The organism is Dorea sp. AM10-31 (assembly GCF_003435815.1).
Lineage (GTDB): Bacteria > Bacillota > Clostridia > Lachnospirales > Lachnospiraceae > Dorea_D > Dorea_D hominis.
This window is the reverse complement of record NZ_QTUV01000001.1, coordinates 474,600-497,227: the sequence shown is the minus strand read 5'-3', so window position 1 is coordinate 497,227 and position 22,628 is coordinate 474,600. Positions and strand designations below refer to the sequence as shown.

Below are 22,628 nucleotides of genomic sequence, written 5' to 3'. Positions count from 1 at the left end.
ATCCAAAGTTATTAATGATAGATTAGTATATATGCAACAAAATAGAGGGGGAATATATAATGAAAAAAATATTTTTTGAAACACTAAAGCATAAGCTTGGTCATTATTTACTGGTTATATTATGTGGTATACTAATGGTTTCGACAATATATGTATCATATGCATTTAGTGACAGTATTGAAAGAATTATAAATGGACAAAATTCTGGCATAGTGGAAGAAATGTACACTTTTATTAATTTTCAAGAGACATATATTCTCTTGTTTATATTAATGGTACTGGTTATTATTTCGTACATACAAAAAAAATCCTATGATTATGTTCTGCTTGATACGATGGGATTAAAGAAAAAGCATAGATATATGTTTATTGGATTTGAATATGCAGGGATTATATTTTCCTCGGTAACTGGTGGCTTGATTTTAGGAAAAATATTAGCAGAGTGTGCAAAAACAGTATTACAAAATATCTTTTATAATACAATTACTACAGAGGTTAATTATGGATTTATTGCACTGCGGAATACATTGGTGATTTCATGTGAAGTTTTCGGCATCCTATTCATTGTTTTTGATGAATTGATAGCATGCCTGGGAATGGATGCATTGTTGACTGTTGGAAAAAAGAACGGGAAACCACTGAAGAAGAGACCGAAAATTTTACTGCTTGGGATATTTTTGACCTTGATTGGTCTTATAAGTTTATTGTTTTATTGGGGAAAGATATCCAAAAGTATTCCGACTGTATTTTTGAATGCGGGCATGTGCCTGCTTATGATCAGCTTGGCAGGATACTATTTTGTTCGGTTGAATAAAAAGGAGAAGAAGTATTATAAACGAATTACATGGTTGGAAAACTGGTATCATAGATTCTTTTATAATATAAATATGTCTTTTGTCGTTGCAGCATTTCTTGTAATTATTATGACAGATTTTTCTATAAAATTATTGGATAACCTTCCGATTACCGAGCCGAAGAATTATCCGTATGACTTGGTATGGATGGCAAATAAAGATGATGAAGAGTTTTTGAATCATCTAACAGATGATGAAGGGGTTGAACTGAGAAAAGTACCATGTGCTAGAGTAACAACAACAGATATTGCTGAACATATGGGGATTCCGGCATCAACTTATGAAAAATGGACCGGAAAATCACTGGATTTGAAAGGAAATGAAATATTCGTTGTATATCAAAGGGAGAGGTTTGAACGAAACAAAGTCGGAATTGGTTACAATACAAAAAATCCATTAATTTATATAGGAAAAGCAAGAGCTGATTTATGGTTGTATATAAAAGAGGTAGCAGTACCTAAAGTACAGTATTTTACGGAAAAATTCAAGGTTGTCGGAACAGAAGATAGAATTCTAACAGGTGTGTTTGGAAGTGAAACATGTGAACATATTATTGTATTCTCAGACGAATATTATCAAAAGAACTGTGTGAAAGCAGATGGGGCGAATATGGCTGTTATGATGAACATACCTGAAAATTATGATAAAGTCGTCGAAGAAATAAAAGCGTATGCCAAAGATCATTCCCAGGTAAATTATTTTGATGTTGATAATGGGAATCTGATTTACGAGAAGAAAGAGCTGCTGTTAGAAAGAAGTAAAACAAAGCTTTTATATGTGGCTTCAGCAGCGGGAAATATTATCATTATGCTTTTGTGTGGAATATTTGTATTGAGTATAAAAATGGAGTGTGATTTTCCAGAGACAGAATGGAAATACCGATTTTATATTCAATCAGGAATGTCTTCTGCTAAAGTCAGAAAGGGAATCATAAAAGAGTGTCTGCTATCAGGAGGACTGCCTGTTATATGCGGTACAATTATTTCAATTTTGTATTGTAGCATGCTTTTGTATGCGAAACATTTACAGATTGAGTGGATCCATAAATATTTTAAAGGAATAATCTTAATTGTAGGTGCTATATGGTTGCTTTTTGCTGTTTTTAGTTTGATATTTGCTTATAGAAATATTAGAAAAATAGAGGGAGATAGTAGAGATGGAAAAAAGTAAAAAAATTTTAAAAGTGGAAAATTTAAAAAAGGCATATTACTCAACTTCCCGAACAGGAGAAAGCATTACTTATCCTGTTTTAAATAATGTTTCATTTGAGATAGAAGAAGGTGAATTTGTAGGGATTATGGGACGTTCTGGTTGTGGAAAAACTACATTATTAAAGGCAGTGGGAATGCTAGACAAACCAGATGACGGAACAATATATTACAAAGATAAAGATACAAAAGATATATACCGGGCTGAACTGGCAAGACTTAGAAGAACAGAGATTGCTTTTGTATTTCAGGATTATTATCTTATGGATAGTCTGTCTATAAAAGAAAATATTATGCTTCCGCTTATTTTGGATGAGGCAGATGTTCAGGAGAGTAAGAAAAAATGTGAGGAAATGGCTGAGAAGTTTGCAATTACGGATTTATTGGATAAAAAACCATATGAATTATCAGGAGGAGAAAAACAAAGAACTGCGATTTGCCGCGCATTAATCTACAATCCCGATTTGATTTTGGCGGACGAACCAACAGGAAATCTGGACTCTGCCTCATCAGAGGTTGTAATACATACTTTAGAAGAGATTAATAAGAAGATGGGGAAAACAATCCTGCTTGTAACACATGATCCTATTATAGCAAGTTCATGTGATAGAATTATTTTCTTAAAAGATGGAAAAGTAAAGGAAGACCTGAAGAGAACCGGAGATAAGGAACAATTTTATAATGAAATAATTACAAACTGGTGCTGATTTGCAAGTGCTTATATAAAATAAACCTTGTTCATGAATCGTATTCAACTATCTCAAATGGGAGTTAATTATTCTGGACGATTTTCTTCTTCATACCATTACAGATGAACGTGAGATCAAGATCCTGTTCGAACTGCTTGAGAAACGCAATGAACAAAGAAAAAGCACCATTGTATGCTCACAGCGTGATCCGGCTAGTTGGAAGGCAATGATTCTCAATGATGAAGTGTCAGCTAATTCTATTATGAAACGAGTCACAAAACACTACACTATCAAGATTAACACTTGATAAGTGGTGGTCAATTAACTAAAAACAGGCGGCCGTTATGCTCCGCAGAGCGGCCGTTCTAAAACGCATTTGCGACCGCCGAAGGGCGCAAAATGCAGCCAGCTTCGTAAAAAGTTAAAAGTAGATTCACGGAACTGGAATTACATCCGCACCGTCCGAGGTGTGGGCTATAAGTTCAACCACTCTCAGGGGAGTAATATCCTCTGGGAGTTTTTTTGTCACATCTGTTGCACTTTTCTGTCCTGATACGTACAGAAAGAGTAGAATCAGATGTTCCAAAATGTATACATTTTAGAAGTACGTTCCGGAAAGGGGGATTATATCTCAAAAAGGTTACACACACAGTTTTGAGATATGCCAACAAAAGTGTGGATATTTTGGGACAGGGAAAGGAGAAATGTGGATGCAGATATATGGATATCACCGCACCAGTACAAAGGAGCAGCATCTTGATCGTGGCATACAGGAAATTGAGCGGTACTGTAACGAGCATGAGATGGCACTTACGAATATTTTTACGGATCAGGAGACAGGGAAGAATTTTAATCGTCCGAGATATACCGTTTTAGTGGAGGATGTCCTGCGGCCGGGAGATATTTTGATTATCACAGAATTAGACAGGCTGGGAAGAAATAAGCGGGATACGATGCAACAGATTCAACGGTTAAAAGAAATGGGAGTGCGGCTCATGGTTTTGGAACTTCCGACTACGCTCATGGATTTATCTGTGATGGACAACGCTATGGCAAGGATGATGCTGGAAACAATCAATAACATGATGTTGGAACTTTATGCTTCTATGGCGCAGGCAGAGCTGGAGAAAAAGGAGAAGCGACAGCGGGAAGGGATAGAAGCGAAGAAATTGCGGGGCGAATGGGATGATTATGGAAGACCATGCGTGATGAAGCAGGAAACCTTTGACGAGAACTTCCAGAGCGTTATTTCCGGAAAAATGACACCGACACAGCTTCGGAAGAGTCTGGGAATGACACACTCTACCTTTTACCGGTATCGTAAAACTTTTTATGAAAAATATCCGGAACTTTCCAATACCTAGAATGAAAGCCATATTACTTATATAGAACAAAGAATTTCAGGAGGAAAGCAATATGAGTGAAAAAAGAATAGGTACTTTGATTTATGATCCGTCTATGGGAAGATATGATATCCGGTTTGGTATTGAATCCTATTATGGGGGACTGCATTGTGGAGAATGCTTTGATGTGGAGGTAAGGGATGTATGGATTCCGGTTCGGATTGAAATGGACGAGGACTGGTATCTTGTGGGACTTCCGAAGACACGCCTCGGCGGGCTGACTGTTCGGATGTAGAGGAGATAGATGATGGAAGCCAAAAAGAAATATGTAAAGCCCGCCTTCCGATTTGTGACAGATCTGAGGAGTATTCTGGAATGTCTGTATGAAGTATATGGAACGGATGGGGAGCTGCTGCTTAAAGGAGAAAAGCTGTCAAATACAGTAATCTGCCCGTTTATCCGCATGGTTCAAAAGAAATGCAGTGTGGTGGATGCGGAAATCCTGCATTTGATGCTCTGGAAGATATATATGGTAAGTGCGAGGAAAGAAGCATTTGTAGCGGATGCTAAGAAAGAGCTGCAGCCTTATTTGACCAAGAAAGATGAAAAACAGATTGACACCATATATGACACCACATATACTATAGATAGGAGGCATTAAAGATGTCGAAATGGGATAAACTATTGACAAGAATTTGCTCATTATCGAAAGACCTTCGTTTTGATGAATTAAGAAAAGTATTAGAAAGTTATGGATATGAGATAAATGCTCCGAGAAGTGGGAGCAGCCATTATACATTCCGTAAAGCGGGATGCCAGCCGATAACAATACCGAAACACGAACCAATCAAGAAAATTTATGTTGAAATGGTAAAGCAGATTGTAGAAAGTGAGGCGAAAAACGATGAAGACACTGAATGATTATTTGGCAATGTCCTATCGCATGGAAATTGTGGAAGATAAGGATGAAGGTGGATTTGTGGTTTCTTATCCGGAACTGCCGGGATGCATCACCTGTGGAGAGACGATAGAAAGGGCAGTTGAAAATGCAGCGGATGCAAAAAAAGCATGGTTAGAAGCTGCACTGGAAGAAGGGATTGAGATTCACGAACCGGGAAGCCTGGAAGAGTATTCGGGACAGTTTAAAATAAGGATGCCACGCAGCTTACACCGGGATCTGGCGGAACACTCAAAAAAAGAAGGCATCAGTATGAATCAATACTGTATATATCTTCTTTCAAAGAATGATGCGCTGTTAGTAAAATAAATATACAAGAATATAGATGAAAAGAGCCGTCCGGATGGGCGGCTCGAAGTCTTTTATAGATTAAAAATGATATTGCTCCAGCAGGTATAGGGGAAGTGTTTGTACATTCCCAGCGGTTCCGCCTTTGGTATCACCTTTTAAATACAATAGTTTGTGGGCCTTCCCCTGTTCCAATGCCTTCAAGGCAGTAGATGCAGTTCCCTTACCGGCTTTAACTTCAATCAGATAGCGGATGTGAGTTTTCAATGTCTGAGCTACAAAATCAATTTCACCACCTTTATAAGTAGCAAAAGCCGGTGTCTCAAAGATAATTTCTTCCGGGAATTCCTGGCGTTTGGACAAGTTAATGTAAACATAGTTTTCGTTCAATGAGCCATCCATAGTTGATACAGTAGCACCAGTTCTGGAGAGATAATAATATGCAACTCCAAGATCCATGAAGAAGCAGCGGCTTCCCGGTTTGAAATTCAGGATGTCCAGTTCTGTGATTTTGCCACAGAAACCGATGATTCCAGAATGATAAAGCCAGTTGATAGCACGATAGCAGGTTGCTTTAGAAAGATTACTGGAGTAATTCTTTGTAACGAGCTTTTGCAGTTCTTCACTTATACTGTCCTCATCTAATCCTTTCTTTTCACGAAGCAGAATACGGCAGATGCTTAAAAAGATGTTGGTAAAAACACTAATATCTGTGATGTCATCAAAGTACCGCATAGATTCGTTTAAGAAAATGCGGATGATTCTAACAAGCTCTTTTTGAGCTGCTTCCACGTCTTTTGTGTTAAGGTATGTTTCCACAACCTTTGGATAGCCGCCAATCTGTCTATAGATGTCGTAAACATTCTTTAATTCGTCATATAGTTCCGGTACGGTGTCATCTGCATGATCCAGTGGAAGTGATAGATATTTCTGAAAAAGCTGGTCATCCAATGCTTCCAAAAACTCTTTAAAGGAAAGGGTATAAATACGGATACTGGTAATATCTCCACTGGAGAATTTGAATTCCGGTTCCAGTACACGTCCCAGATAACTTCCAGTTACAATGAAATGCGCTTGAAAATAGCGGGTAAATTCTCGGATACGGTTGAATATCTCTGAGGATTCCTGAATTTCATCAATAATGATGACTGTATCGTTGGTATCTTCAAAATCCGGATCGAAGAGTTTAAAAGCATCGTGAAGCGGCTGCTCCGGTCGTTTTGTACCGGGAGTCCAGTCTGTGGCTTTTTTGTAACATTCCATAAATTGTTTGCCGGACAAATCAAACAGGTTAATGTAGATCTTGTGCCTGAAGTTCTCATCCGCAAATTTATTGATAATATATGTTTTTCCGACCTGTCTGGCACCATTCACTTCCAAGGTGCTGTGGACGGTATCGTTTTTCCAATCCAGAAGCTGATCGTAAACTTTTCTTTTCAGATACATGGGAAATGCTCCTTTCTTTCAACTGTTCCTATTATATCAAAATATGAATGGATAATATAGAGGGTAATTTCTGATAAATGATGAATTGTCTAGTCTGAGCAGTTCTTCACGGGTATTCCGGTTTCTGTCATTACTTTTTCGTACTGAAGAAGCTGTTCCCAGGTCAGCCATTCCGGTTTCTGATCTGTGGGAAAACCATTCCATAATTCTTTCATACGGGCAATATGGTTTTGAACGCTATGATTGCATAGGATAGACGGACTGCGATTTCCGTAGCCCAGATAGTATTCACAGTCAGACTGTAATTTACTTAACATCCGGTACTCGAATTCATAGGAACTTCTTTGATACGGAGCCGGATGAAATGTGTACTCCTGCTGTATGGGATGGGAAGGTTCTCCATCAATATGGTTAAAAGATAAAGAATAAAGATTCGGTTCAGGCTCTTTGCCAAGGTCAATATCCTTCCACAACTTTCCGAATTGGTCCTTATATACCGGACAGGAAAAATCATCCATGCCAGTATACTCAAGCACTAATTTTGTTTTTGCATTTTCATTCATTCTATTAGACCATCCTTTCCTTTATTGCAGACATTGAGGTATATTATTGGGCGCTGTTTCTGCATTCCACTGCAGCTTCGCACGTACATCCATCAGGATGATTCCTAACTGGTTTTCTCCGCAGTTATTGACTTTGCCCCAGAAATAGTCACCCCAGTTGTTTCCTTCAATAAGTGTGGACTCTCCGGTTGCAAGAAGTTTATCCCGGAGTTCCGGGTTCTGCATGAATTTGCACATGCAGATTTCATACATGAGCCGGACTTTCACTTTTTCCCAGTCCGGGCGTAATGTAAGATCTCTGCCGAGTTTCTTTGCATCAGAAGGATTATGCATCCGAAAAATACAGAATTTGCGTTGCTCTCTCGCAGAGAGTGTTTTCTGCGCTTGAAAAGCAGCTTCATTATTTGCATAGGTTTGTCCCATGTAAGAGACCGGTGCCGGATAGAAATTGCTTAGAAAAGCATAATCTCCCCGAAATTCATTGATCTGTGTAGGTATGCGCTTGCTTGTATTTGTTTGATTCATTCTAAATTCCTCCTTTGTAAAAGAGGTGCGGCCTTTCAGCCACACCTCAAAATAATTCTCATCTATTGCAGAGATGGTTATGCAATCATCTCCAAAAATTCAGCTTCTGTAAGAATTGGAATACCAAGGCTCTGGGCTTTTGCCAGTTTGCTGCCGGCTTTTTCCCCGCAGATCAGGTAATCGGTTTTCTTTGTTACAGAGCTGCCAGGTTTGGCACCAAGCTCCAGAATCTTATCGTTGATACCGTCTCTGGTAAAATGCTCCAGTTTCCCTGTTGCTACGATGGTACATCCTGTAAATTTGTTTTCTTTTGTCATAATGGTCTCTTCCTTTCTTTGTTCAAATGTGAATTCGTTCTGTAAGTTTTTCCATAAATCAAGATTTGCTTCATCTGCAAACCAGGAATGGATGTTGTGATTTAAGATTTCGCCAAAATCCTCTAACTGAGTGAAGTCGTAATCTCCGACAGCCGCCTGTTCAAATGCAGTTAAATTTCCGGAAAATACGGTGTCCAGAATCCGGCTTTTGGTTCTGCCGATCATAGGAATATCCATGGAAACCAGATAGCGGACAAAGCTGGTCCTCCGGCTGGCGTTGATGGATTCCCACAAGCGGTCGAAAGATTTCTCACCATATCCGTCCAGTGCCACAATATCTTCCCGGTGTTCCTCCAGATGATAGATGTCCTGAAAAGAGTGCAGATAGCCCAGATTCAGGAATTTTTCTAAAGTGGCTTCTGACAGTCCTTCGATGTTCATTGCCTTCTTGCTGGCAAAATGGACAAACCTTCTTGTGATCTGGCTGTCGCACTGCGGATTATCACAATGCAGAGTTTCTACGGTGCGACCGTCGCTGGTCTTACGGCTGTAGGTTCTGGTTTTGGAACCACAGCAAGGGCAGACCGGAGGCGTGATGTCGGTATACCTTCCACGATCCAGATTATCCTCTATATGTGGGATGATCATGTTTCGTTTGGAAACAAGAATCCGGCATCCGGGTACAAGCTCCAGATTTTTGATAAAGGTCAGATTATGAAGGGAAGCTCTGGAAACATCACAGCCGTCAATCTCCACGGTATCGAAGATGCCGACCGGAGCAATCTCTCCGAATCTGGTCGGTGTCCATTCAATTTCACGCAAGAAAGTTTCGTAGGTATCATCCTCAAACTTATAGGCGAGGCCGTCCTTATAGTGGTGTCCGGTTTTTCCGCAGCTTTTGGAGTAGCTGAGACTGTCAAAAATCATGACAATGCCATCGATAGGAAGATGTAAATTTGCTGCTGTGGATACCAATTCCTGAATGAATTTCTCCGCATATTCTTTTGAAAGTCCGGTTCCTGAAATTGAGAAAAACGGGCAGTAACCAAAGCCCAGGTGTGTTAAACCTTCTAATTTGCAGGCTCTGCTGTCCGGGAAGGGAACATCCTCCATTCCTTCTAATACATTGAACGGAAGAAAGCGAACACAACGTCCGATACAGTTCTTCGGATCAAGACTTCGTACTGATCCGGAAGCAAAATTACGTCCGTTTTTATAAGGTTTTCCATTTCCATCACGCAGAGTATCTTTCAGACGTTCAAAATCATTGGTTGGTATAAAAGACTCACCGGTAATGACCAGACGTTCTTTGTGTGGAATGGTAAGCGGTACATTTAAAAATGCCGGGATATTGTGTGTAATATCTTCCCCCACTTCACCATCTCCACGGGTAGAAGCCTGAATCAGTCTGCCATCTTCGTAAATGAGTTTGGTAGTCAAACCGTCCAGTTTCAGCATAAAGAGAACTTCCTGTCCTTTCATGAAATCTAAAAGCTCTGAAATCAGTTTTGTTTTCTCAAGCGAGAGCAGTGGAATCGGATGGGTGACTTTGGCAAGTTCACTGACCGGATAATATCCAACCGTCTGTGTCGGAGAATTTGACAGGATGAAACCAGTCTGTTCCTCCAGTTCCTTCAGTTCGTCAAAGAGTCGGTCATACTCGGCATCAGATACCAGAGGGGCATCCTGATTGTAGTAGGCATGACGGTATTCATTGAGTTGTTTTACAAGATTCTTAATTCTTTTGACTGACATAGAGTCTCCTTTCTTTTGTGGCGTGCCAGTTCCGGAATCATTTGTTTCCGTAATCCTCCTTTCCCTGCGTTCAGGCATAAAAAAAGAGAATGACGCTTATGTTCATTCTCAAAATAGATGCAGTTTCCTGCAAAATAAAAAAAGCCAGAAGTCCCTGCTGCTTGTTGGGCATAGGAAAACTCCTGACTACGTTTCAAACCTAAACTGCGTGTGATAAATCCTTTCCGGATTGACACAAATAATTGATATAAGAACAGTATAACACTAGATGTAGTATATGTCAAATGAAATAGATTCCTCAATGAAGCTTTTGCCTTATGTTGATGACAAATTTGTCGGCTACAGGAATAAAAGCGTTCAGGATTTCAGATTTGCCCTAAGCGAAGGAATTCGTAGCCAGGTATTTTTTGCCACTTTCGTGGAGAAAGTCGAAAACCAGATAAAATCAATCTCTGTCATAAATGCCTCTAAACTGTTTTTACATCGTAGTGGTTATGCAAGTTCTAAATTTAAAAATAATTTTCACGAATAACTAACTTTTCTATATGCTGAATTGTCATAAAATATAGATTATTAAATTTGAAAGCAGATTGAAGGTGATAAACATGAGAAGTTATAAACGGTATACCAGGCGAAAGAGACTTTTGAAGCAAATCGCTGTGGTTGCTTTAGTGTTTATATTGGGATTTGTGCTTTTGCGGGCTGTTTCGTATATGGCGATTCAGGGTGAAATTCCGATGATTAACAGTTTCAATCTATTTAGAAGGGAAGCTGATACTTCTTTTGGATGGAACTTGATTCTTGTAAATGACGATTATTGTGTTCCCCGTAATTATGAGGTAGAACTCACAGAATTATCAAACGGAGAAAAAGTGGATTCGAGAATCTATCCTCAGCTTCAGCAGATGTTTGATGATGCCAGAGCTGAGGGACTTGAATTATTTGTAAGGGAAGGGTACAGGACAACTCAGGATCAGAAAGATATTATGAATGAGAGAATTCAGCAGTATCAGGATGAAGGCTATTCACGTGGGGAGGCAAAAAAACTTGCGAAAGAATATGTTGCCGAACCTGGAACAAGTGAGCATGAACTTGGGATAGCCGTTGATATCAATGCGGATACGTCCAAGTGTTCTTCGGATGCTGTTTATACATGGCTTGCCAATAATGCATATAAATATGGTTTTATTAAAAGGTATCCTGATAATAAGATAGAAATTACAGGAGTGAACAATGAACCCTGGCATTATAGGTATGTAGGGGTGGATGCTGCCCTGGAAATGCAGAAAAAAGGATTGTGTCTGGAGGAGTATATCGAGACTCTAAAATAAAAATTAAAAAATAATTTATCTTTAACTAACTTTTTATGCTTGTTAGGTGTCTTAGTATATAGGAGGGTAAAATATAGGGGGCAAATGAGGAAGGAGGAATGAGATGACTTCTGACTTCTTATTACTACAGAAAATCAGAAACGGCAACAACCATGCAGGTAATCAGTTTGTTGAAAAATATTATTCTTTTATCTATCAATATTGCTTTCTGCACATCCACAATCAAGAATGTGCAGAAGATATGGTACAAGAAACTTTTGTGAGGTTTTTCGGAGCGCTGATGAGCGGAGCTGAAATAGGAAAGGCGAAGAGCTATCTATACAGCATAGCGGGAAATATCATTAAAAACTACTATAAAAAAAAGAAGGAAATATTATTGGATCAGTTGCCGGATATAGAAAAGGATAATCTGACAGAAATAGAAATCCGGCTTGATGTAGAACGGGCGTTGGATCTGCTTCCGGAAGAAATAAAAGAGACGGCAATCTTGTTTTTCTTTCAGGGGTTAAAACAAAAAGAAATTTCTGATTTATTACATATAAAATTATCACTTGTAAAATATCGTGTTTCGAAAGCAAAAGAATTACTGTCAAAACAGTTGGAGGAGGGAAGAGATTGAAGCAGTATCAGAGAAAAATCAAGGAGTATAAATCCTTGATACAGAAGGAATATATACAGGAAACGGCAGTTTGCACAGTAATGGAACGGTGTTCAGACATTGTGAGCCGTCAGGATAACAGACGGGCGTCATATTTCGAATTTTTATTTGAGCAGTTCAAATTTATCAAGAAAAGATGGTGGGCCCTGCAGGGAGGAATCCTGTTTCTGCTTTGGATTCTGCTGGCGGACTCAGATGGAGGAGCAAATACAGAGCGGACACTGGGGGCTATGTCGGTGATGTTTTCTGTGATGATCGTACCTGAAATCTGGAAGAACCGGAGATTTTCTGCAGTCGAGATCGAAAAAACGGCATTCTATTCACTGCGCCAGATCTGTGCTGCAAGGACATTGCTATTTGCAGCAGTGGATCTGGTTATGATTACAGCTTTTTTCAGTATTTCAGTTTATACACTACAGATTTCGGCATACCGGATCATCATAGATTTTCTAGTGCCGCTTAATGTTTCCTGTTGTATCTGTTTCCGACTATTGTATAGCAAATGGAATGATATGGAGCATATTGCTGTTTTTCTAAGTATATCCTGCATACTGATTTGGACGCTGATTGTGTCCACAGATTCTATTTATCAGAAAATTTCGGTACCGATCTGGGTTGGCTTGCTGATCATATCGTTTGGTTATCTGATCTTTTGTGTTCACAAATCGCAATGTAACTGCGAAATAAACTGGGAGGTGAAGTCGAGTGGAACTGCAATTTAAAAATGTAACAAAAGCTTATGGAGATGTACATGCAGTAGATCACGTAACACATTCTATGGAGAAAGGTGTATATGGGTTATTGGGAGTAAACGGAGCGGGGAAAACCACTTTGATGCGGATGCTGTGTACAGCGATAAATCCGACAAGCGGAGAAATCTTGTGGAATGGAAAGGATATCTTCAGTTTGGGAGCATCTTATAGAGGGATACTCGGTTATCTGCCGCAGAATTACGGGTTTTATCCGGATCTTTCAGTGTATGACTACATGATGTATATTGCATCCATCAAAGGACTCCGTCCCATCGTGGCAAAGAAAAGGGCTTTAAAACTGCTAGAGCAGGTCGGGATGGCTGAAAAGCGAAAAAAAAAGATGCGCACTTTATCAGGGGGAATGATCCGGAGAGTCGGAATTGCTCAGGCGATGTTGAATGATCCGCGGATATTAGTATTGGATGAGCCAACCGCCGGTCTTGATCCGAATGAGAGAATCCGGTTCCGAAATCTGGTCAGTGAATTGTCGGAAGACCGCCTTGTCCTGCTGTCTACCCACATTGTGTCAGATGTCGAATACGTGGCAAATGAAATCATATTGATGAAAGAAGGAAAATTTTTCTATACAGGAACATCGGATGAGATTATTTTGTCTATGGATATGTCAGTATGGAATTGTACTGTTCCTAAAAGGGAACTGAATAATTATATGAAGAAATATCTGACTGGAAATGTAAGGACAGTTGCCGACGGAGTGGAACTAAGAGTCCTTTCAAAGACGCCGCCGGCAAGGAATGCAGTACAGGTGGAGACAACACTGGAGGATGCATTTCTTCTGTGTTTTGGAGAAAAGGCAGGTGATAAAGATGATGTTCAAATATGAGTTGAAAAAGATCTTTTCTAAGCGGGTTAATCAGGTTTTGCTTGCGGCAGTGCTTGTGGTGACGATTATTTATTCCGGTATGGCAATCGGAAGTATGCGCTATGTGGATGAAGAGGGGCAAAATCACACTGGGATTGAATCGGGACGGCTTCTGGCTGAAAATATCAATCAATGGAAAGGGGAACTTACAGCGGAGAAAATTTCCGAAGTAATAAATGATTACAAGACGATATCTGCCAAATATCCGGATGAAATACCAAATACAGAATATGGAAAAACAGTACAGTCATATTATGATATTTATAGTTTTGTAATTGGCATAATGACTCCAGATTCAGAATGGAATGAAAGTGTAGTATATCAGCTTTCAGATGAACAGCTACAGAATATCTATACAATCTATCAGGACAATATGAAGAAAATAGTGGAAGAGTATGGTACTACACCTGAAAAGAGAAGTTATCTGGAAAGCGTTTATAAAAAGATAGAAATACCTTTTATGTTCGAAGCAAAAGATTCCTGGACTACGATGACAATGTACGCACAAACTTATGTACTGTTAATGGCAGTGATCATAGGTTTTTTGGTAGCTGGTATATTTTCCGGAGAGTTCCGCCCGGGAACAGAGGATGTTTTTTTTGCCACTAAATATGGAAGAACGAAGGCAATAAAAAACAAGATTTTTGCGGGAATACTTGTGTCAACGGTTACCTATTGGATCGGAGTGGGGGTATTGTCTCTTATCTCATTTGCAGTAATGGGAACAAGCGGATTTTTCACGCCGTATCAGATTGATGATCCATACAGTATTTATGTTATGACATATGGAGAATATTATTTGCTGATACTTGTGGGCGGGTATATCGTGACAATGTTTTGTGCTGCGTTGACTATGCTGGTGACAGTTAAGATGCATACACCGAATCTGGCGATTTGTATCCCGTTTTTCCTGCTTTGTATGATGCCGTTTATCGCAAGAGTATTACCGGCATTTGATGCTTTTTTCAATTTGCTGCCAACTGTATTGACTAATATTTTTAATGCAGTGAGGACGCCGATTCTTTTTCAGATTGGTTCGTTTGTATTTCGTCAGATTTCGTTATTGATGTTTCTGTACATCTTATTATTTATTGTACTGTTGCCTTTAATATATATAGGTTATAGTCGATATGGGTTAAAGAAGAAATAGTATTACGAACGTCTGATAAAGCTATTGAAACTTTCGGCTGTTACTGCAGAAATTTTATGATCCGGATAAAAAAGAGGGCTACTGATAAATTGCGTAATTGTGCCTCTTTATATAAAAGAGAAATTAAATGACATCACGTGAACTCGTTCGGGATATGTTTATAAACTATTTCCGGATATTTGAAAAAGATCAGGAAGGGTTGAAAAGCAGGTGATACCATGGGAAAGTAATGATTCTTACGTTTTCTGATTCCGAGGAAGAAATTCTGAATAAGATTAAATCGGTTCTAGTCTGTGAAAACACAGTAGAGTTTATGGATAATGTAAACATTCAAAAGTTGAGATTCCCAAGTCTGGAAATAGACCAGCTTCAGCGTTGTGTAATCAGAGAAGATAAGACAGTGGGGCTTACCCGACATGAATATGATCTGCTTCTATATCTTGCGTTATCTCCTAATCGGGTATTCACGAAAGAACAGATCTATCAGCATATCTATGAGGAAGCGGAGTCAGAAGTGAATAACCGAATTTACGGTCTGATTAAGAACTTGAGAAAGAAAATAGAAGAAAATCCGGAAACACCGCACTACATAGAAACGATACGTGGTGTTGGTTATCGCTTTCGGGCATAAAAGGAGCCGTCCGGCAATGGGCGGCTCGAAGTGTTTCTCTTGTTGTTTATTTATTGTTTTTTTCGTTGTATACTGATAAAACGAGGTGATAAAAGTGGCATATAGAATTTTGATCGTGGATGATGACATCGAATTATTAAAGATGTTAAAGAACTATTTTGAAATCAAACGATATGATGTAATGATGGCAGAAGATGGCACAGATGCTTTGGAAAAAATCCATAAGAAACCGGATATTATCTTGCTGGACATCAATATGCCTAAAATAGACGGATTAGAAGTATGCAGACGTATCCGGGGCAAAGTAACTTGTCCCATTATCTTCCTGACGGCAAAAGTGGAGGAGCAGGACAGGGTAAACGGGCTTTTATCCGGTGGGGATGACTATATACTGAAGCCGTTTAGTCTGAAAGAACTGGATGCTCGTATTATTGCACATTTGAAGCGTGAGGAGCGTCATAAAGGGAAGTCTGAATACAGATTCCACGGAGACCTCAGTATTGATTATGGAGCAAAGAGGGTTCAGATCGGTGAAAATGATTTGGAGCTTACGAAGCTGGAATATGCAATCATTGAGTTTTTGTCCATGAATCCAGGACAGGTTTTTGACAGGGAGCGGATATACGAAAAGGTGTGTGGTTATGATGCGGAAGGTGACAGCCGTGTTGTTACGGAACTGATCCGGAGAGTGAGAAAGAAACTGGCGGAATATACGCAGACAGAATACATTGAGACAGTATGGGGGATGGGGTATCGATGGAAAAGATAAGAAATTTATCCTTGAAAAAGACAATGGTTTTATATACGATACTCAGCTTGATTGTCACTTTTTTTCTTTCTGTGTCAATTATTGAGATTGCCGGGCAGATACAGGAGGAGGTCTGGTGGAAGTACGTGGATCAGGACGAGTATTATCAGGCAATGAATGACCGCAATGAAAATTTTGAGGTAGTGGTACCGAGACCGAATCAGAGTAAAATGAGCAGAATGGACTGGCATATTTCAGAAACCTGTGATTTCCTTCAGACGTACGGAGTATTGCTTTTTTCTTTTGCCGGATGTGGAATTGCGGTCAGCCTGTTTTACAAAAATAAATTAAAGAGACCGATTCAGGAACTGAAGATGGCATCACAGATGATTGCGGAGGAAGATCTGGATTTTCATATGGCTTATGAGAACGAGGACGAGATGGGGATGCTGTGCAGGGAATTTGAAAGGATGCGTGGGCAGTTGGAAGAAAATAACCGTAGACTTTGGCAGATGATCGAAGATGAGCGGGTACTGCGTGCAGCGATTGCCCATGATATCCGCTCGCCGCTTGCAATCATGCGGGGATATCAGGAAATGCTTTTGGAATTTGTTCCGGAAAATATGCTTGATCAAGAGAAAATGATGGAGATGTTAAGGGGCGGTATGCTTCAGATTGAACGGATGAACCATTTTATTGATGGTATGCGGAAGATGACGAAACTGGAAGAACGGGAATTAAACTGTTCCGTGGTGGATATCCGGCAGTTGATCAGCCAGATAAAAACGCTGGCAGAAGTCATGGAAGAAAAATCAGAAAAGGACTTCACGGTAACGGCAGTGGGAGAGTCGGAAACTCTGGTCGCAGATGCGGAAATCATCATGGAAGTAGCGGATAATCTGTTGTCCAATGCATTCCGCTATGCCAGTCAGAAAGTCGGGCTGAAGCTGACAGTGACGGCGCAGGATCTGAAAATGAGTATCGATGATGACGGAACGGGATTTCAGGAAAATACCGATACGGTGACACAGGCGTTTTATCATGAAAATTCGCAGGATGATTTAAAGCATTTTGGAATGGGTATGTATATCAGCCGTATCTACTGCGAACGGCATGGCGGGAAACTGCTGATAAAAAATGCAGCAGATGGTGGTGCGGAAATTGAGGCAGTGTTTAAAAATTATGTATCAGAAAAACAACAGCAGAAATAAATGGCTGTTGTTTTTTTGTTGTGATTTGTAGGCTATGCTGTTTGTAGAAAAAAGAAAGGCGGGATGACTTATGAAAGCGATCATAAAAAGGAATCTGAAAAATTATCTTAAAAATCCGATATTTTGGACCGGTTTGATTGTTGTTTTAATCAGTATGTACCAGACACTTGCACCTTATCTGTCCATTCATTACGTGAAGCCGGATGAAACCTTCAGGAAGGTAAAAATGGCTTCCGATGGGGATGTTATGGAGGGATGTATTCCGGCAACACCGGATAAGGAGAGAGAACTGTGGGAGAAAGAGATTGTAAAGATACTTCAAGACACAGAGAATGGGTTTGGCATGTCGGAAGCAGAGGCGGAGGCAGTGATATCTGAGATGAAACAGATGGAGATTACGGAGGCGTGTCAGTATCTGAAAACGGAATACCACTTTAATGGTGCCAATTATGTGTATGAGGACGTTTCATGGTATCAGGGAAGCCCGGAGGAAGTCAATCGGTATATCAGAGAAAATCTTGAGAAACATCCATTCTCCTATTATTTCGGAAGAAAATTTACAGATTTTGCAAGCCTGCATATGGCATTCTTTGCAACGGTTCTGCTGGCGTTTTTATTTTTCCAGGATATGAGGAAAAATACTTATGAATTGCTGCACACCAAACCGATGACGGCTTTTCAATATATTGCCGGGAAAATAAGCAGTGGATTTCTCATCATGACGACGGCACTGGTCATTATGAATATCGTATTTATCATTTTGTGTTATGCCACGGCAGTAAAATCAGGATTTGCTATGAACATACTGGATTTTGTTCAGAATTCGATCCTGTATGTCCTGCCGAACATCCTGATGATCTGCTGTGTGTATGCGGTTACAGCGCTGCTGTTTAAGAATCCGCTTCCAGCGGTTCCGGCGCTGGTTCTTTATATCATTTATTCTAATATGCTGACATGGGACAGCAAAGGACAGTGTCATGCAAGACCATTCTCTATTATGGTTAGATTTCCGGGGAATTTTTTTGAAACGGGATTGCCATATCGGGTATATCTCAATCAACTGCTTCTTGTGGCAGCATCCATACTGCTCATGTTTATAGCGGTGTGGATGTGGAAAAGGAGGAGAGTACATTGAAGAAAGAAGTAAAAATATGTATGCCATATTATAAAATTGCATATTCAATCGCTTTTGTTGTGATATTGAGTGCAATCCAGCCTGTTGTATACGCAAACGAAATCGGAGGGGCAGTGGAAAGAGCTGTTTCGCTTCTGGCAGTCGTTTTCTGTGCAGATACTTATCTGGTGGAAGTGCAGAGCAAACGCTCGGAAGTATTCTGCCTTTATAATCTAAAAAAGCAGGCAGGGGTAGTTTATAAAAGACTATTTGTGCAGGTAGCTTATCTGATTGGAATCAGTTTGTTGGCATATGGACTCTTTTATTGGCAGAAACCGGTGAATCTGACAGAAGAATTAGATGGCGGTGCCTTGTTTGGAATTTATTGTATTGCGATTCCCGGAACTGTTTTGTTTTGGAGTGTGCTTTCCGTAACTGTCAGCAATCTGGTTCGAAACAGATGGATTGGTATGGGTGTCGTGCTGCTTTTCTGGTGTTTCTCTATTTCCGGAAAGGCAACTCAGTTTTTGAAAAACTGGGGACCATTTTCCTACGGAACTTGTGATTTCGGTAAGCTGACAGAGTGGAGCTGGCTTGGCGGGAAGGTGCTGTGCGTGGTATTTGCGGGGATGATGCTTGCATTTGTTCCTAAGATATTAAAGAAGAGAGGGTAAGATTATGAGTATAAGAATAGACGATTTAACAGTAACATTTAAAAATGGAGTGACAGCGGTAGATCATGTGGATCTGGAAATCCCACATGGGATATTTGGTCTGTTAGGTGAAAATGGTGCAGGAAAAACAACGTTGATGCGGGTGCTTACAACGGTGCTTGCACCCACAAGTGGAAAAGTTCTGTTAGATGGTACGCTATATTGCGAAGCAAATTACGAAAAGATACAGAAAAAGATTGGGTATCTGCCACAGGAAATTGATCTGTATCCGTCTTTGACTGTTCGAGAATGTCTGGAGTATATGGGAGATCTGGCTGGAATTGAGAAAAGAGAAAGCAAGAAAAGGATTGATTACTATCTGGAGAAGACCAGTCTTGCAGACCATCAGAAAAAGAAAATGCGGCAGCTTTCAGGTGGAATGAAGCGAAGAGTTGGATTAGTGCAGGCATTACTCCATGAGCCGGATTTTTTAATTGTGGATGAACCAACAACAGGGCTCGATCCGGAGGAACGCATCCGTATCCGTAATTTACTGGTAGATTTTGCAGAAGAACGCACCGTATTATTTTCAACGCATGTGGTGGAGGATCTGATGGCAACCTGTAATCAGCTTGCGGTTATGAAAAAAGGTAGATTCCTTTATACAGGAACAATGAGGGAATTATTGAATAAGGCAAGAGGGCATGTATGGGAATGCTGTACAGAGGACGAAAGCCTTGCAAGAGAATTAGAAAGAAAATATCATATTTCCAGTAAGCAGTATACGGAGGAAGGAATTAGATTAAGACTGTTAGGGGAGAATATGCCGTCAGAAAGTGGATGTATAGCTTGTGACGTAACTTTGGAAGATGCATATATCTATGTAACCAATCGATAAACATTGTTAATGAGGAGTGAAAGCTAAATGCTAAGAAAAGCAGGTGATGTTATGGGAAAGTGATGATTCTTACCATTTCTGATTCCGAAGAGGGAATCCTGAATAAAATTAAATCAGTTCTAGCCTGCGAAAGTACGTTAGAAGTTATGGAGATTACAAATTCTGAAAAGTTGACATTCCAAGGTTTGGAAATAGACCAGCTTCAGCGGAGCGTAATCAAAGATGGTAAGGTTGTGGAACTTACCAGACATGAATATGACCTGCTTTTTTATCTGGCCTTATCCCCCAATCGGGTATTTACAAAAGAACAGATTTACCAGCATATTTATGAGGATGTGGAGTCAGAAGTGGATAACCGTGTCTATGGGTTAGTCAAGAATCTGAGAAAGAAAATAGAAGAAAATCCGGAAGAACCGCACTACATAGAAACGATACGTGGTGTAGGCTACCGTTTTCGGGCATAAAAAGAGCCGTCCGATTGGGCGGCTCGAAGTATTTAAACAGCAGTTTTCTTCACTGCCTGTTTATAGTTACCGGTAGCATCGTAATCTCCAGAGAGGAGCAGATTCTGGCGAAATTGCTCCAGTTTGATCTTGAAGCGTTTCCCATCCTCAACAGTCGTAAGCATGGTAAGAGCTTCTAGCATTCCCTGAATATATCCGGTTAGCAGGTAATATCTGCAGGGTTCTTCCGATGGTGAGATATTGGACAGGGTTTCTTCCAGATGTTCCTGACGTTCCCTGAGCCATGCATCCCAGACATCCAGTTCCAAATCAGTCATGGTGTTCCTCCTTTAAATCTGATGATAATCGTCTTTGGTGTGGAGGGGAGAAGTTTCATGCACAAGCATTTTTCTGCTCCAGATCCAAATATGGATTTGTAAATTCAAAAATAATAAGTTCATCCGCATCGAATATGAGCTCCAACTCTTTTAGTGTAGCTGCTGGATATCCGCAATCTCTGAATCGTTCTAATACGTCTGTTTCCGTTTCAAATGGTTCACCGTCTTCCAGCTTTTCTCCGATTATTAAGCCACATGGAGTCAATAGGCTTTCTTCATATAAGCGGACACAATATCGGTCAGGGAAAAATAGGTGTGCTTCATCCGTGTTATAATAAATTCGTTCTCCAGGTTCTATGCTTTGCATCACAAAGGGAACATGATATGCAGCGGCTATCGCCTGATATGCTTCATAAAGTGGAGTCCATGCTGTCTCTAAAGAAAGTAGAATATACGTATCATTCCATTCCATGTAGCTGACATTTCCACGAAGAGATATTCCGGTGGAATCTATTTTCTTGTGGGAAAATAAATTGCCAATCCAGCATAAATCAGGATTCTGGTTCAGAATGATGTAGGTTTCCAGGTCCTCCCACAAGTCATATAGTCCTTCCGGATTTCCTTCTGTATAAAAGATCACATCATCACAGCAGATATTTGCCATTACACATCCACCTCCGTTCCAAAAGTTTCACCCATATTCTGGTTGGGAACCGTAAGGTTTACAGGGGATAAGGTGCCAGAGGCAAGCCATTGTTCGATTGCATCAATTACCTGCTCCAGCGTGTCGTTATAAGCCACATTGCAGTCTTCCAGTCGGAGAAACTGCAGGTATGCTTCATGAAGAAGGCTTGGATCATCACGCAGCGTTTCATATGGAAGGTTGCAGAGTCCGATTCTTTCCTCCAGACGTTCCATGGAGCGGCGGATGAAGTCGCAGGAAATAAATTGTTCCCGGTAGATGTTATAAGCAGCTTCAAGCTGGTCATAGGTCAAAATAAATGAGACTTTCTCGCAAGGATTAGATGGTTGTTCTTTCATGGTAAATTCCTCCATTCATACTATGATTGGCTGGTGGTACGGATTCTCTTTGTTCGGGAGTAAGATGTACCAGTAGTTTCCAGCGCAGGTCGATTTCTCGGTGAATCCAGGTATCATTTTCATAAACTTCATGTGTCAAAAAATTGTAAATTGTCGGTTCTTTTTCTATATCATCCAGATCTGCGACCAGACAAGTTGCCTGATTCACATAGGGCCAGAGTGCCTGTTCGACCATATGGCGTAGTTCCAGTATCAGAGGATATATCTGTCCTACATCATAGGTTTTGGACATGCAGGAGCTGATTTTCTTCAGCATCCCGGAAGTTTGTATCATCTGGTTGATGACGGTACATTGTTCCTCCACATCTGCATCCGGATTCAGGACCAGCCGGTGGAGCAGCACAGATTTTGCATAGGCAGAAGCGGTCAGGTTGATGTTTCTGACCAGTTCTTCATACGGCTGCTTATACTGTGTCTTCAGCACTTCCAGAGGCACATGTTCCCGGTTCTTCTTTAAGGTGGAGAGGAGCCCCGAAAGGCAGCTCTCCAGTTCTTCCATTCTTGTCAAGCACACATCGCCTCCAGCTCCATCGGAACACGGGTGTAGCTGAGACGGTAAATACTGTTGCAGGTCTCAAATACCACACCGTTTTCGGATACTTCCAGAATACTCTGCACCGGACTGGTAGCAAAGGTCTGGTTATAACTATAGATCCACGCCCGTTCTCCCAGATGGAGGGGCAGGGACAGGATTCCGGTGAGGACATATTCTTTCTTTTGGGTGATGTGTAAGGTTATATTTGTATTCTTCATTGATTTCACGCTCCTTTC

Annotated in this window: 31 protein-coding genes; 22 read left to right on the top strand and 9 right to left on the bottom strand. The window is 40.3% G+C overall.

The window, feature by feature from the left end; translation table 11 throughout:
* The first annotated feature begins 59 nt into the window (after nt 1–59).
* From DW125_RS02505 to DW125_RS02465, 9 genes are all read left to right on the top strand, one after another.
* Nucleotides 60–2,024, top strand: a complete 1,965-nt coding sequence (locus tag DW125_RS02505; RefSeq protein WP_117537013.1) for an FtsX-like permease family protein — start codon at nt 60–62, stop codon at nt 2,022–2,024.
* Nucleotides 2,011–2,769 (top strand): ABC transporter ATP-binding protein, encoded by a 759-nt coding sequence (locus DW125_RS02500; RefSeq protein ID WP_117537012.1) that lies wholly within the window; start codon nt 2,011–2,013, stop codon nt 2,767–2,769. Before DW125_RS02505 ends, DW125_RS02500 begins: the two co-directional genes overlap by 14 nt.
* Nucleotides 2,770–2,806: 37 nt before the next feature.
* Nucleotides 2,807–3,058 carry an ATP-binding protein gene (locus tag DW125_RS14445; protein WP_278245106.1) on the top strand — a complete coding sequence of 84 codons (252 nt, stop codon included), beginning with the start codon at nt 2,807–2,809 and terminating at the stop codon, nt 3,056–3,058.
* Nucleotides 3,059–3,127: 69 nt separating this feature from the next.
* Nucleotides 3,128–3,304 carry a winged helix-turn-helix domain-containing protein gene (locus DW125_RS14440; protein WP_334294203.1) on the top strand — a complete coding sequence of 59 codons (177 nt, stop codon included), beginning with the start codon at nt 3,128–3,130 and terminating at the stop codon, nt 3,302–3,304.
* Between the two features lie 157 nt (nt 3,305–3,461).
* Complete coding sequence (locus DW125_RS02485) at nt 3,462–4,115, top strand: recombinase family protein (RefSeq protein WP_117537011.1); 654 nt, start codon at nt 3,462–3,464, stop codon at nt 4,113–4,115.
* A 52-nt stretch (nt 4,116–4,167) separates the two neighbouring features.
* Entirely contained in the window at nt 4,168–4,389 is a 222-nt protein-coding gene (locus DW125_RS02480; protein ID WP_117470424.1) for a DUF5348 domain-containing protein, read from the top strand.
* A gap of 9 nt (nt 4,390–4,398) precedes the next feature.
* Nucleotides 4,399–4,755 carry a hypothetical protein gene (locus DW125_RS02475; protein ID WP_117537010.1) on the top strand — a complete coding sequence of 119 codons (357 nt, stop codon included), beginning with the start codon at nt 4,399–4,401 and terminating at the stop codon, nt 4,753–4,755.
* Nucleotides 4,756–4,757: 2 nt separating this feature from the next.
* Nucleotides 4,758–5,015, top strand: a complete 258-nt coding sequence (locus DW125_RS02470; RefSeq protein WP_005333422.1) for a type II toxin-antitoxin system HicA family toxin — start codon at nt 4,758–4,760, stop codon at nt 5,013–5,015.
* Nucleotides 4,999–5,361 (top strand): type II toxin-antitoxin system HicB family antitoxin, encoded by a 363-nt coding sequence (locus tag DW125_RS02465; RefSeq protein WP_005333424.1) that lies wholly within the window; start codon nt 4,999–5,001, stop codon nt 5,359–5,361. Before DW125_RS02470 ends, DW125_RS02465 begins: the two co-directional genes overlap by 17 nt.
* Before the next feature lie 60 nt (nt 5,362–5,421).
* On the opposite strand, the gene DW125_RS02460 is transcribed toward DW125_RS02465, so the two are convergent.
* From DW125_RS02460 to ligA, 4 genes are all read right to left on the bottom strand, one after another.
* Nucleotides 5,422–6,786, bottom strand: a complete 1,365-nt coding sequence (locus DW125_RS02460; RefSeq protein WP_117470422.1) for an ATP-binding protein — start codon at nt 6,784–6,786, stop codon at nt 5,422–5,424.
* Between the two features lie 89 nt (nt 6,787–6,875).
* Complete coding sequence (locus DW125_RS02455) at nt 6,876–7,349, bottom strand: LPD11 domain-containing protein (protein ID WP_005333427.1); 474 nt, start codon at nt 7,347–7,349, stop codon at nt 6,876–6,878.
* A 21-nt stretch (nt 7,350–7,370) separates the two neighbouring features.
* Entirely contained in the window at nt 7,371–7,874 is a 504-nt protein-coding gene (locus DW125_RS02450; RefSeq protein ID WP_023921566.1) for an NADAR family protein, read from the bottom strand.
* A 77-nt stretch (nt 7,875–7,951) separates the two neighbouring features.
* Nucleotides 7,952–9,946, bottom strand: coding sequence for an NAD-dependent DNA ligase LigA (gene ligA, locus DW125_RS02445; RefSeq protein ID WP_040015507.1), 1,995 nt, complete (start codon nt 9,944–9,946; stop codon nt 7,952–7,954).
* 277 nt (nt 9,947–10,223) lie between these two features.
* Here ligA and DW125_RS02440 point away from each other — a divergent pair, with 277 nt between their 5' ends.
* The 13 genes from DW125_RS02440 (at nt 10,224) to DW125_RS02380 (ending at nt 20,439) form a co-directional block, all read left to right on the top strand.
* A complete protein-coding gene (locus tag DW125_RS02440) occupies nt 10,224–10,478 on the top strand; it encodes a hypothetical protein (RefSeq protein ID WP_005333435.1) in 255 nt (84 codons plus the stop codon).
* A gap of 73 nt (nt 10,479–10,551) precedes the next feature.
* Nucleotides 10,552–11,277, top strand: coding sequence for a M15 family metallopeptidase (locus DW125_RS02435; protein ID WP_008373954.1), 726 nt, complete (start codon nt 10,552–10,554; stop codon nt 11,275–11,277).
* A gap of 103 nt (nt 11,278–11,380) precedes the next feature.
* Nucleotides 11,381–11,896 carry an RNA polymerase sigma factor gene (locus tag DW125_RS02430; RefSeq protein ID WP_117470420.1) on the top strand — a complete coding sequence of 172 codons (516 nt, stop codon included), beginning with the start codon at nt 11,381–11,383 and terminating at the stop codon, nt 11,894–11,896.
* Nucleotides 11,893–12,657, top strand: coding sequence for a hypothetical protein (locus tag DW125_RS02425; protein WP_117470419.1), 765 nt, complete (start codon nt 11,893–11,895; stop codon nt 12,655–12,657). The genes DW125_RS02430 and DW125_RS02425 overlap by 4 nt, the downstream gene beginning before the upstream one ends.
* Nucleotides 12,641–13,531 (top strand): ABC transporter ATP-binding protein, encoded by an 891-nt coding sequence (locus DW125_RS02420; RefSeq protein ID WP_117537008.1) that lies wholly within the window; start codon nt 12,641–12,643, stop codon nt 13,529–13,531. Before DW125_RS02425 ends, DW125_RS02420 begins: the two co-directional genes overlap by 17 nt.
* Nucleotides 13,515–14,720 carry an ABC transporter permease gene (locus DW125_RS02415; RefSeq protein WP_117537007.1) on the top strand — a complete coding sequence of 402 codons (1,206 nt, stop codon included), beginning with the start codon at nt 13,515–13,517 and terminating at the stop codon, nt 14,718–14,720. The genes DW125_RS02420 and DW125_RS02415 overlap by 17 nt, the downstream gene beginning before the upstream one ends.
* A gap of 313 nt (nt 14,721–15,033) precedes the next feature.
* Nucleotides 15,034–15,351 carry a winged helix-turn-helix domain-containing protein gene (locus DW125_RS02410; protein WP_226851781.1) on the top strand — a complete coding sequence of 106 codons (318 nt, stop codon included), beginning with the start codon at nt 15,034–15,036 and terminating at the stop codon, nt 15,349–15,351.
* A gap of 94 nt (nt 15,352–15,445) precedes the next feature.
* Nucleotides 15,446–16,120, top strand: coding sequence for a response regulator transcription factor (locus DW125_RS02405; RefSeq protein ID WP_023921570.1), 675 nt, complete (start codon nt 15,446–15,448; stop codon nt 16,118–16,120).
* On the top strand, nt 16,108–17,310 hold the full coding sequence (locus DW125_RS02400; RefSeq protein WP_117537006.1) for a HAMP domain-containing sensor histidine kinase: 1,203 nt from the start codon (nt 16,108–16,110) through the stop codon (nt 17,308–17,310). Before DW125_RS02405 ends, DW125_RS02400 begins: the two co-directional genes overlap by 13 nt.
* Before the next feature lie 70 nt (nt 17,311–17,380).
* A complete protein-coding gene (locus DW125_RS02395; RefSeq protein ID WP_008373936.1) occupies nt 17,381–18,445 on the top strand; it encodes an ABC transporter permease in 1,065 nt (354 codons plus the stop codon).
* A complete protein-coding gene (locus DW125_RS02390) occupies nt 18,442–19,098 on the top strand; it encodes a hypothetical protein (RefSeq protein WP_242992888.1) in 657 nt (218 codons plus the stop codon). Before DW125_RS02395 ends, DW125_RS02390 begins: the two co-directional genes overlap by 4 nt.
* Nucleotides 19,099–19,102: 4 nt before the next feature.
* On the top strand, nt 19,103–19,975 hold the full coding sequence (locus DW125_RS02385; protein ID WP_005333452.1) for an ABC transporter ATP-binding protein: 873 nt from the start codon (nt 19,103–19,105) through the stop codon (nt 19,973–19,975).
* A gap of 62 nt (nt 19,976–20,037) precedes the next feature.
* Nucleotides 20,038–20,439 carry a winged helix-turn-helix domain-containing protein gene (locus tag DW125_RS02380; protein WP_005333454.1) on the top strand — a complete coding sequence of 134 codons (402 nt, stop codon included), beginning with the start codon at nt 20,038–20,040 and terminating at the stop codon, nt 20,437–20,439.
* 32 nt (nt 20,440–20,471) lie between these two features.
* Here DW125_RS02380 and DW125_RS02375 read toward each other — a convergent pair whose 3' ends face one another.
* The 5 genes from DW125_RS02375 to DW125_RS02355 are packed head-to-tail and all read right to left on the bottom strand — an operon-like array spanning nt 20,472 to nt 22,610.
* Nucleotides 20,472–20,756 carry a hypothetical protein gene (locus DW125_RS02375; RefSeq protein WP_005333456.1) on the bottom strand — a complete coding sequence of 95 codons (285 nt, stop codon included), beginning with the start codon at nt 20,754–20,756 and terminating at the stop codon, nt 20,472–20,474.
* 55 nt (nt 20,757–20,811) lie between these two features.
* On the bottom strand, nt 20,812–21,420 hold the full coding sequence (locus DW125_RS02370) for a hypothetical protein (RefSeq protein WP_117537004.1): 609 nt from the start codon (nt 21,418–21,420) through the stop codon (nt 20,812–20,814).
* Entirely contained in the window at nt 21,420–21,797 is a 378-nt protein-coding gene (locus DW125_RS02365; protein ID WP_117537003.1) for a hypothetical protein, read from the bottom strand. The genes DW125_RS02370 and DW125_RS02365 overlap by 1 nt, the downstream gene beginning before the upstream one ends.
* Nucleotides 21,778–22,356 carry a hypothetical protein gene (locus DW125_RS02360; protein ID WP_005333462.1) on the bottom strand — a complete coding sequence of 193 codons (579 nt, stop codon included), beginning with the start codon at nt 22,354–22,356 and terminating at the stop codon, nt 21,778–21,780. Before DW125_RS02360 ends, DW125_RS02365 begins: the two co-directional genes overlap by 20 nt.
* Before the next feature lie 5 nt (nt 22,357–22,361).
* The gene (locus DW125_RS02355; RefSeq protein ID WP_117537002.1) at nt 22,362–22,610 is read right to left on the bottom strand and encodes a hypothetical protein; all 249 of its coding nucleotides are present in this window, start codon (nt 22,608–22,610) and stop codon (nt 22,362–22,364) included.
* Between the last annotated feature and the right edge of the window lie 18 nt (nt 22,611–22,628).

What these genes read in the sequence shown, in the direction of transcription:
- DW125_RS02440 (WP_005333435.1), top strand. Translation starts at nt 10,224, where the DNA reads ATGTCAAATGAAATAGATTCCTCAATGAAGCTTTTGCCTTATGTTGAT.
- DW125_RS02385 (WP_005333452.1), top strand. Translation starts at nt 19,103, where the DNA reads ATGAGTATAAGAATAGACGATTTAACAGTAACATTTAAAAATGGAGTG.
- DW125_RS02410 (WP_226851781.1), top strand. Translation starts at nt 15,034, where the DNA reads ATGGATAATGTAAACATTCAAAAGTTGAGATTCCCAAGTCTGGAAATA.
- DW125_RS02395 (WP_008373936.1), top strand. Translation starts at nt 17,381, where the DNA reads ATGAAAGCGATCATAAAAAGGAATCTGAAAAATTATCTTAAAAATCCG.
- DW125_RS02375 (WP_005333456.1), bottom strand. Translation starts at nt 20,756, where the DNA reads ATGACTGATTTGGAACTGGATGTCTGGGATGCATGGCTCAGGGAACGT.
- ligA (WP_040015507.1), bottom strand. Translation starts at nt 9,946, where the DNA reads ATGTCAGTCAAAAGAATTAAGAATCTTGTAAAACAACTCAATGAATAC.
- DW125_RS02470 (WP_005333422.1), top strand. Translation starts at nt 4,758, where the DNA reads ATGTCGAAATGGGATAAACTATTGACAAGAATTTGCTCATTATCGAAA.
- DW125_RS02355 (WP_117537002.1), bottom strand. Translation starts at nt 22,610, where the DNA reads ATGAAGAATACAAATATAACCTTACACATCACCCAAAAGAAAGAATAT.
- DW125_RS02460 (WP_117470422.1), bottom strand. Translation starts at nt 6,786, where the DNA reads ATGTATCTGAAAAGAAAAGTTTACGATCAGCTTCTGGATTGGAAAAAC.
- DW125_RS02475 (WP_117537010.1), top strand. Translation starts at nt 4,399, where the DNA reads ATGATGGAAGCCAAAAAGAAATATGTAAAGCCCGCCTTCCGATTTGTG.
- DW125_RS02370 (WP_117537004.1), bottom strand. Translation starts at nt 21,420, where the DNA reads ATGGCAAATATCTGCTGTGATGATGTGATCTTTTATACAGAAGGAAAT.
- DW125_RS02480 (WP_117470424.1), top strand. Translation starts at nt 4,168, where the DNA reads ATGAGTGAAAAAAGAATAGGTACTTTGATTTATGATCCGTCTATGGGA.
- DW125_RS02380 (WP_005333454.1), top strand. Translation starts at nt 20,038, where the DNA reads ATGATTCTTACCATTTCTGATTCCGAAGAGGGAATCCTGAATAAAATT.
- DW125_RS02435 (WP_008373954.1), top strand. Translation starts at nt 10,552, where the DNA reads ATGAGAAGTTATAAACGGTATACCAGGCGAAAGAGACTTTTGAAGCAA.
- DW125_RS02365 (WP_117537003.1), bottom strand. Translation starts at nt 21,797, where the DNA reads ATGAAAGAACAACCATCTAATCCTTGCGAGAAAGTCTCATTTATTTTG.
- DW125_RS02500 (WP_117537012.1), top strand. Translation starts at nt 2,011, where the DNA reads ATGGAAAAAAGTAAAAAAATTTTAAAAGTGGAAAATTTAAAAAAGGCA.
- DW125_RS02450 (WP_023921566.1), bottom strand. Translation starts at nt 7,874, where the DNA reads ATGAATCAAACAAATACAAGCAAGCGCATACCTACACAGATCAATGAA.
- DW125_RS02485 (WP_117537011.1), top strand. Translation starts at nt 3,462, where the DNA reads ATGCAGATATATGGATATCACCGCACCAGTACAAAGGAGCAGCATCTT.
- DW125_RS02455 (WP_005333427.1), bottom strand. Translation starts at nt 7,349, where the DNA reads ATGAATGAAAATGCAAAAACAAAATTAGTGCTTGAGTATACTGGCATG.
- DW125_RS02430 (WP_117470420.1), top strand. Translation starts at nt 11,381, where the DNA reads ATGACTTCTGACTTCTTATTACTACAGAAAATCAGAAACGGCAACAAC.
- DW125_RS02400 (WP_117537006.1), top strand. Translation starts at nt 16,108, where the DNA reads ATGGAAAAGATAAGAAATTTATCCTTGAAAAAGACAATGGTTTTATAT.
- DW125_RS02505 (WP_117537013.1), top strand. Translation starts at nt 60, where the DNA reads ATGAAAAAAATATTTTTTGAAACACTAAAGCATAAGCTTGGTCATTAT.
- DW125_RS02465 (WP_005333424.1), top strand. Translation starts at nt 4,999, where the DNA reads ATGAAGACACTGAATGATTATTTGGCAATGTCCTATCGCATGGAAATT.
- DW125_RS02360 (WP_005333462.1), bottom strand. Translation starts at nt 22,356, where the DNA reads ATGGAAGAACTGGAGAGCTGCCTTTCGGGGCTCCTCTCCACCTTAAAG.
- DW125_RS02415 (WP_117537007.1), top strand. Translation starts at nt 13,515, where the DNA reads ATGATGTTCAAATATGAGTTGAAAAAGATCTTTTCTAAGCGGGTTAAT.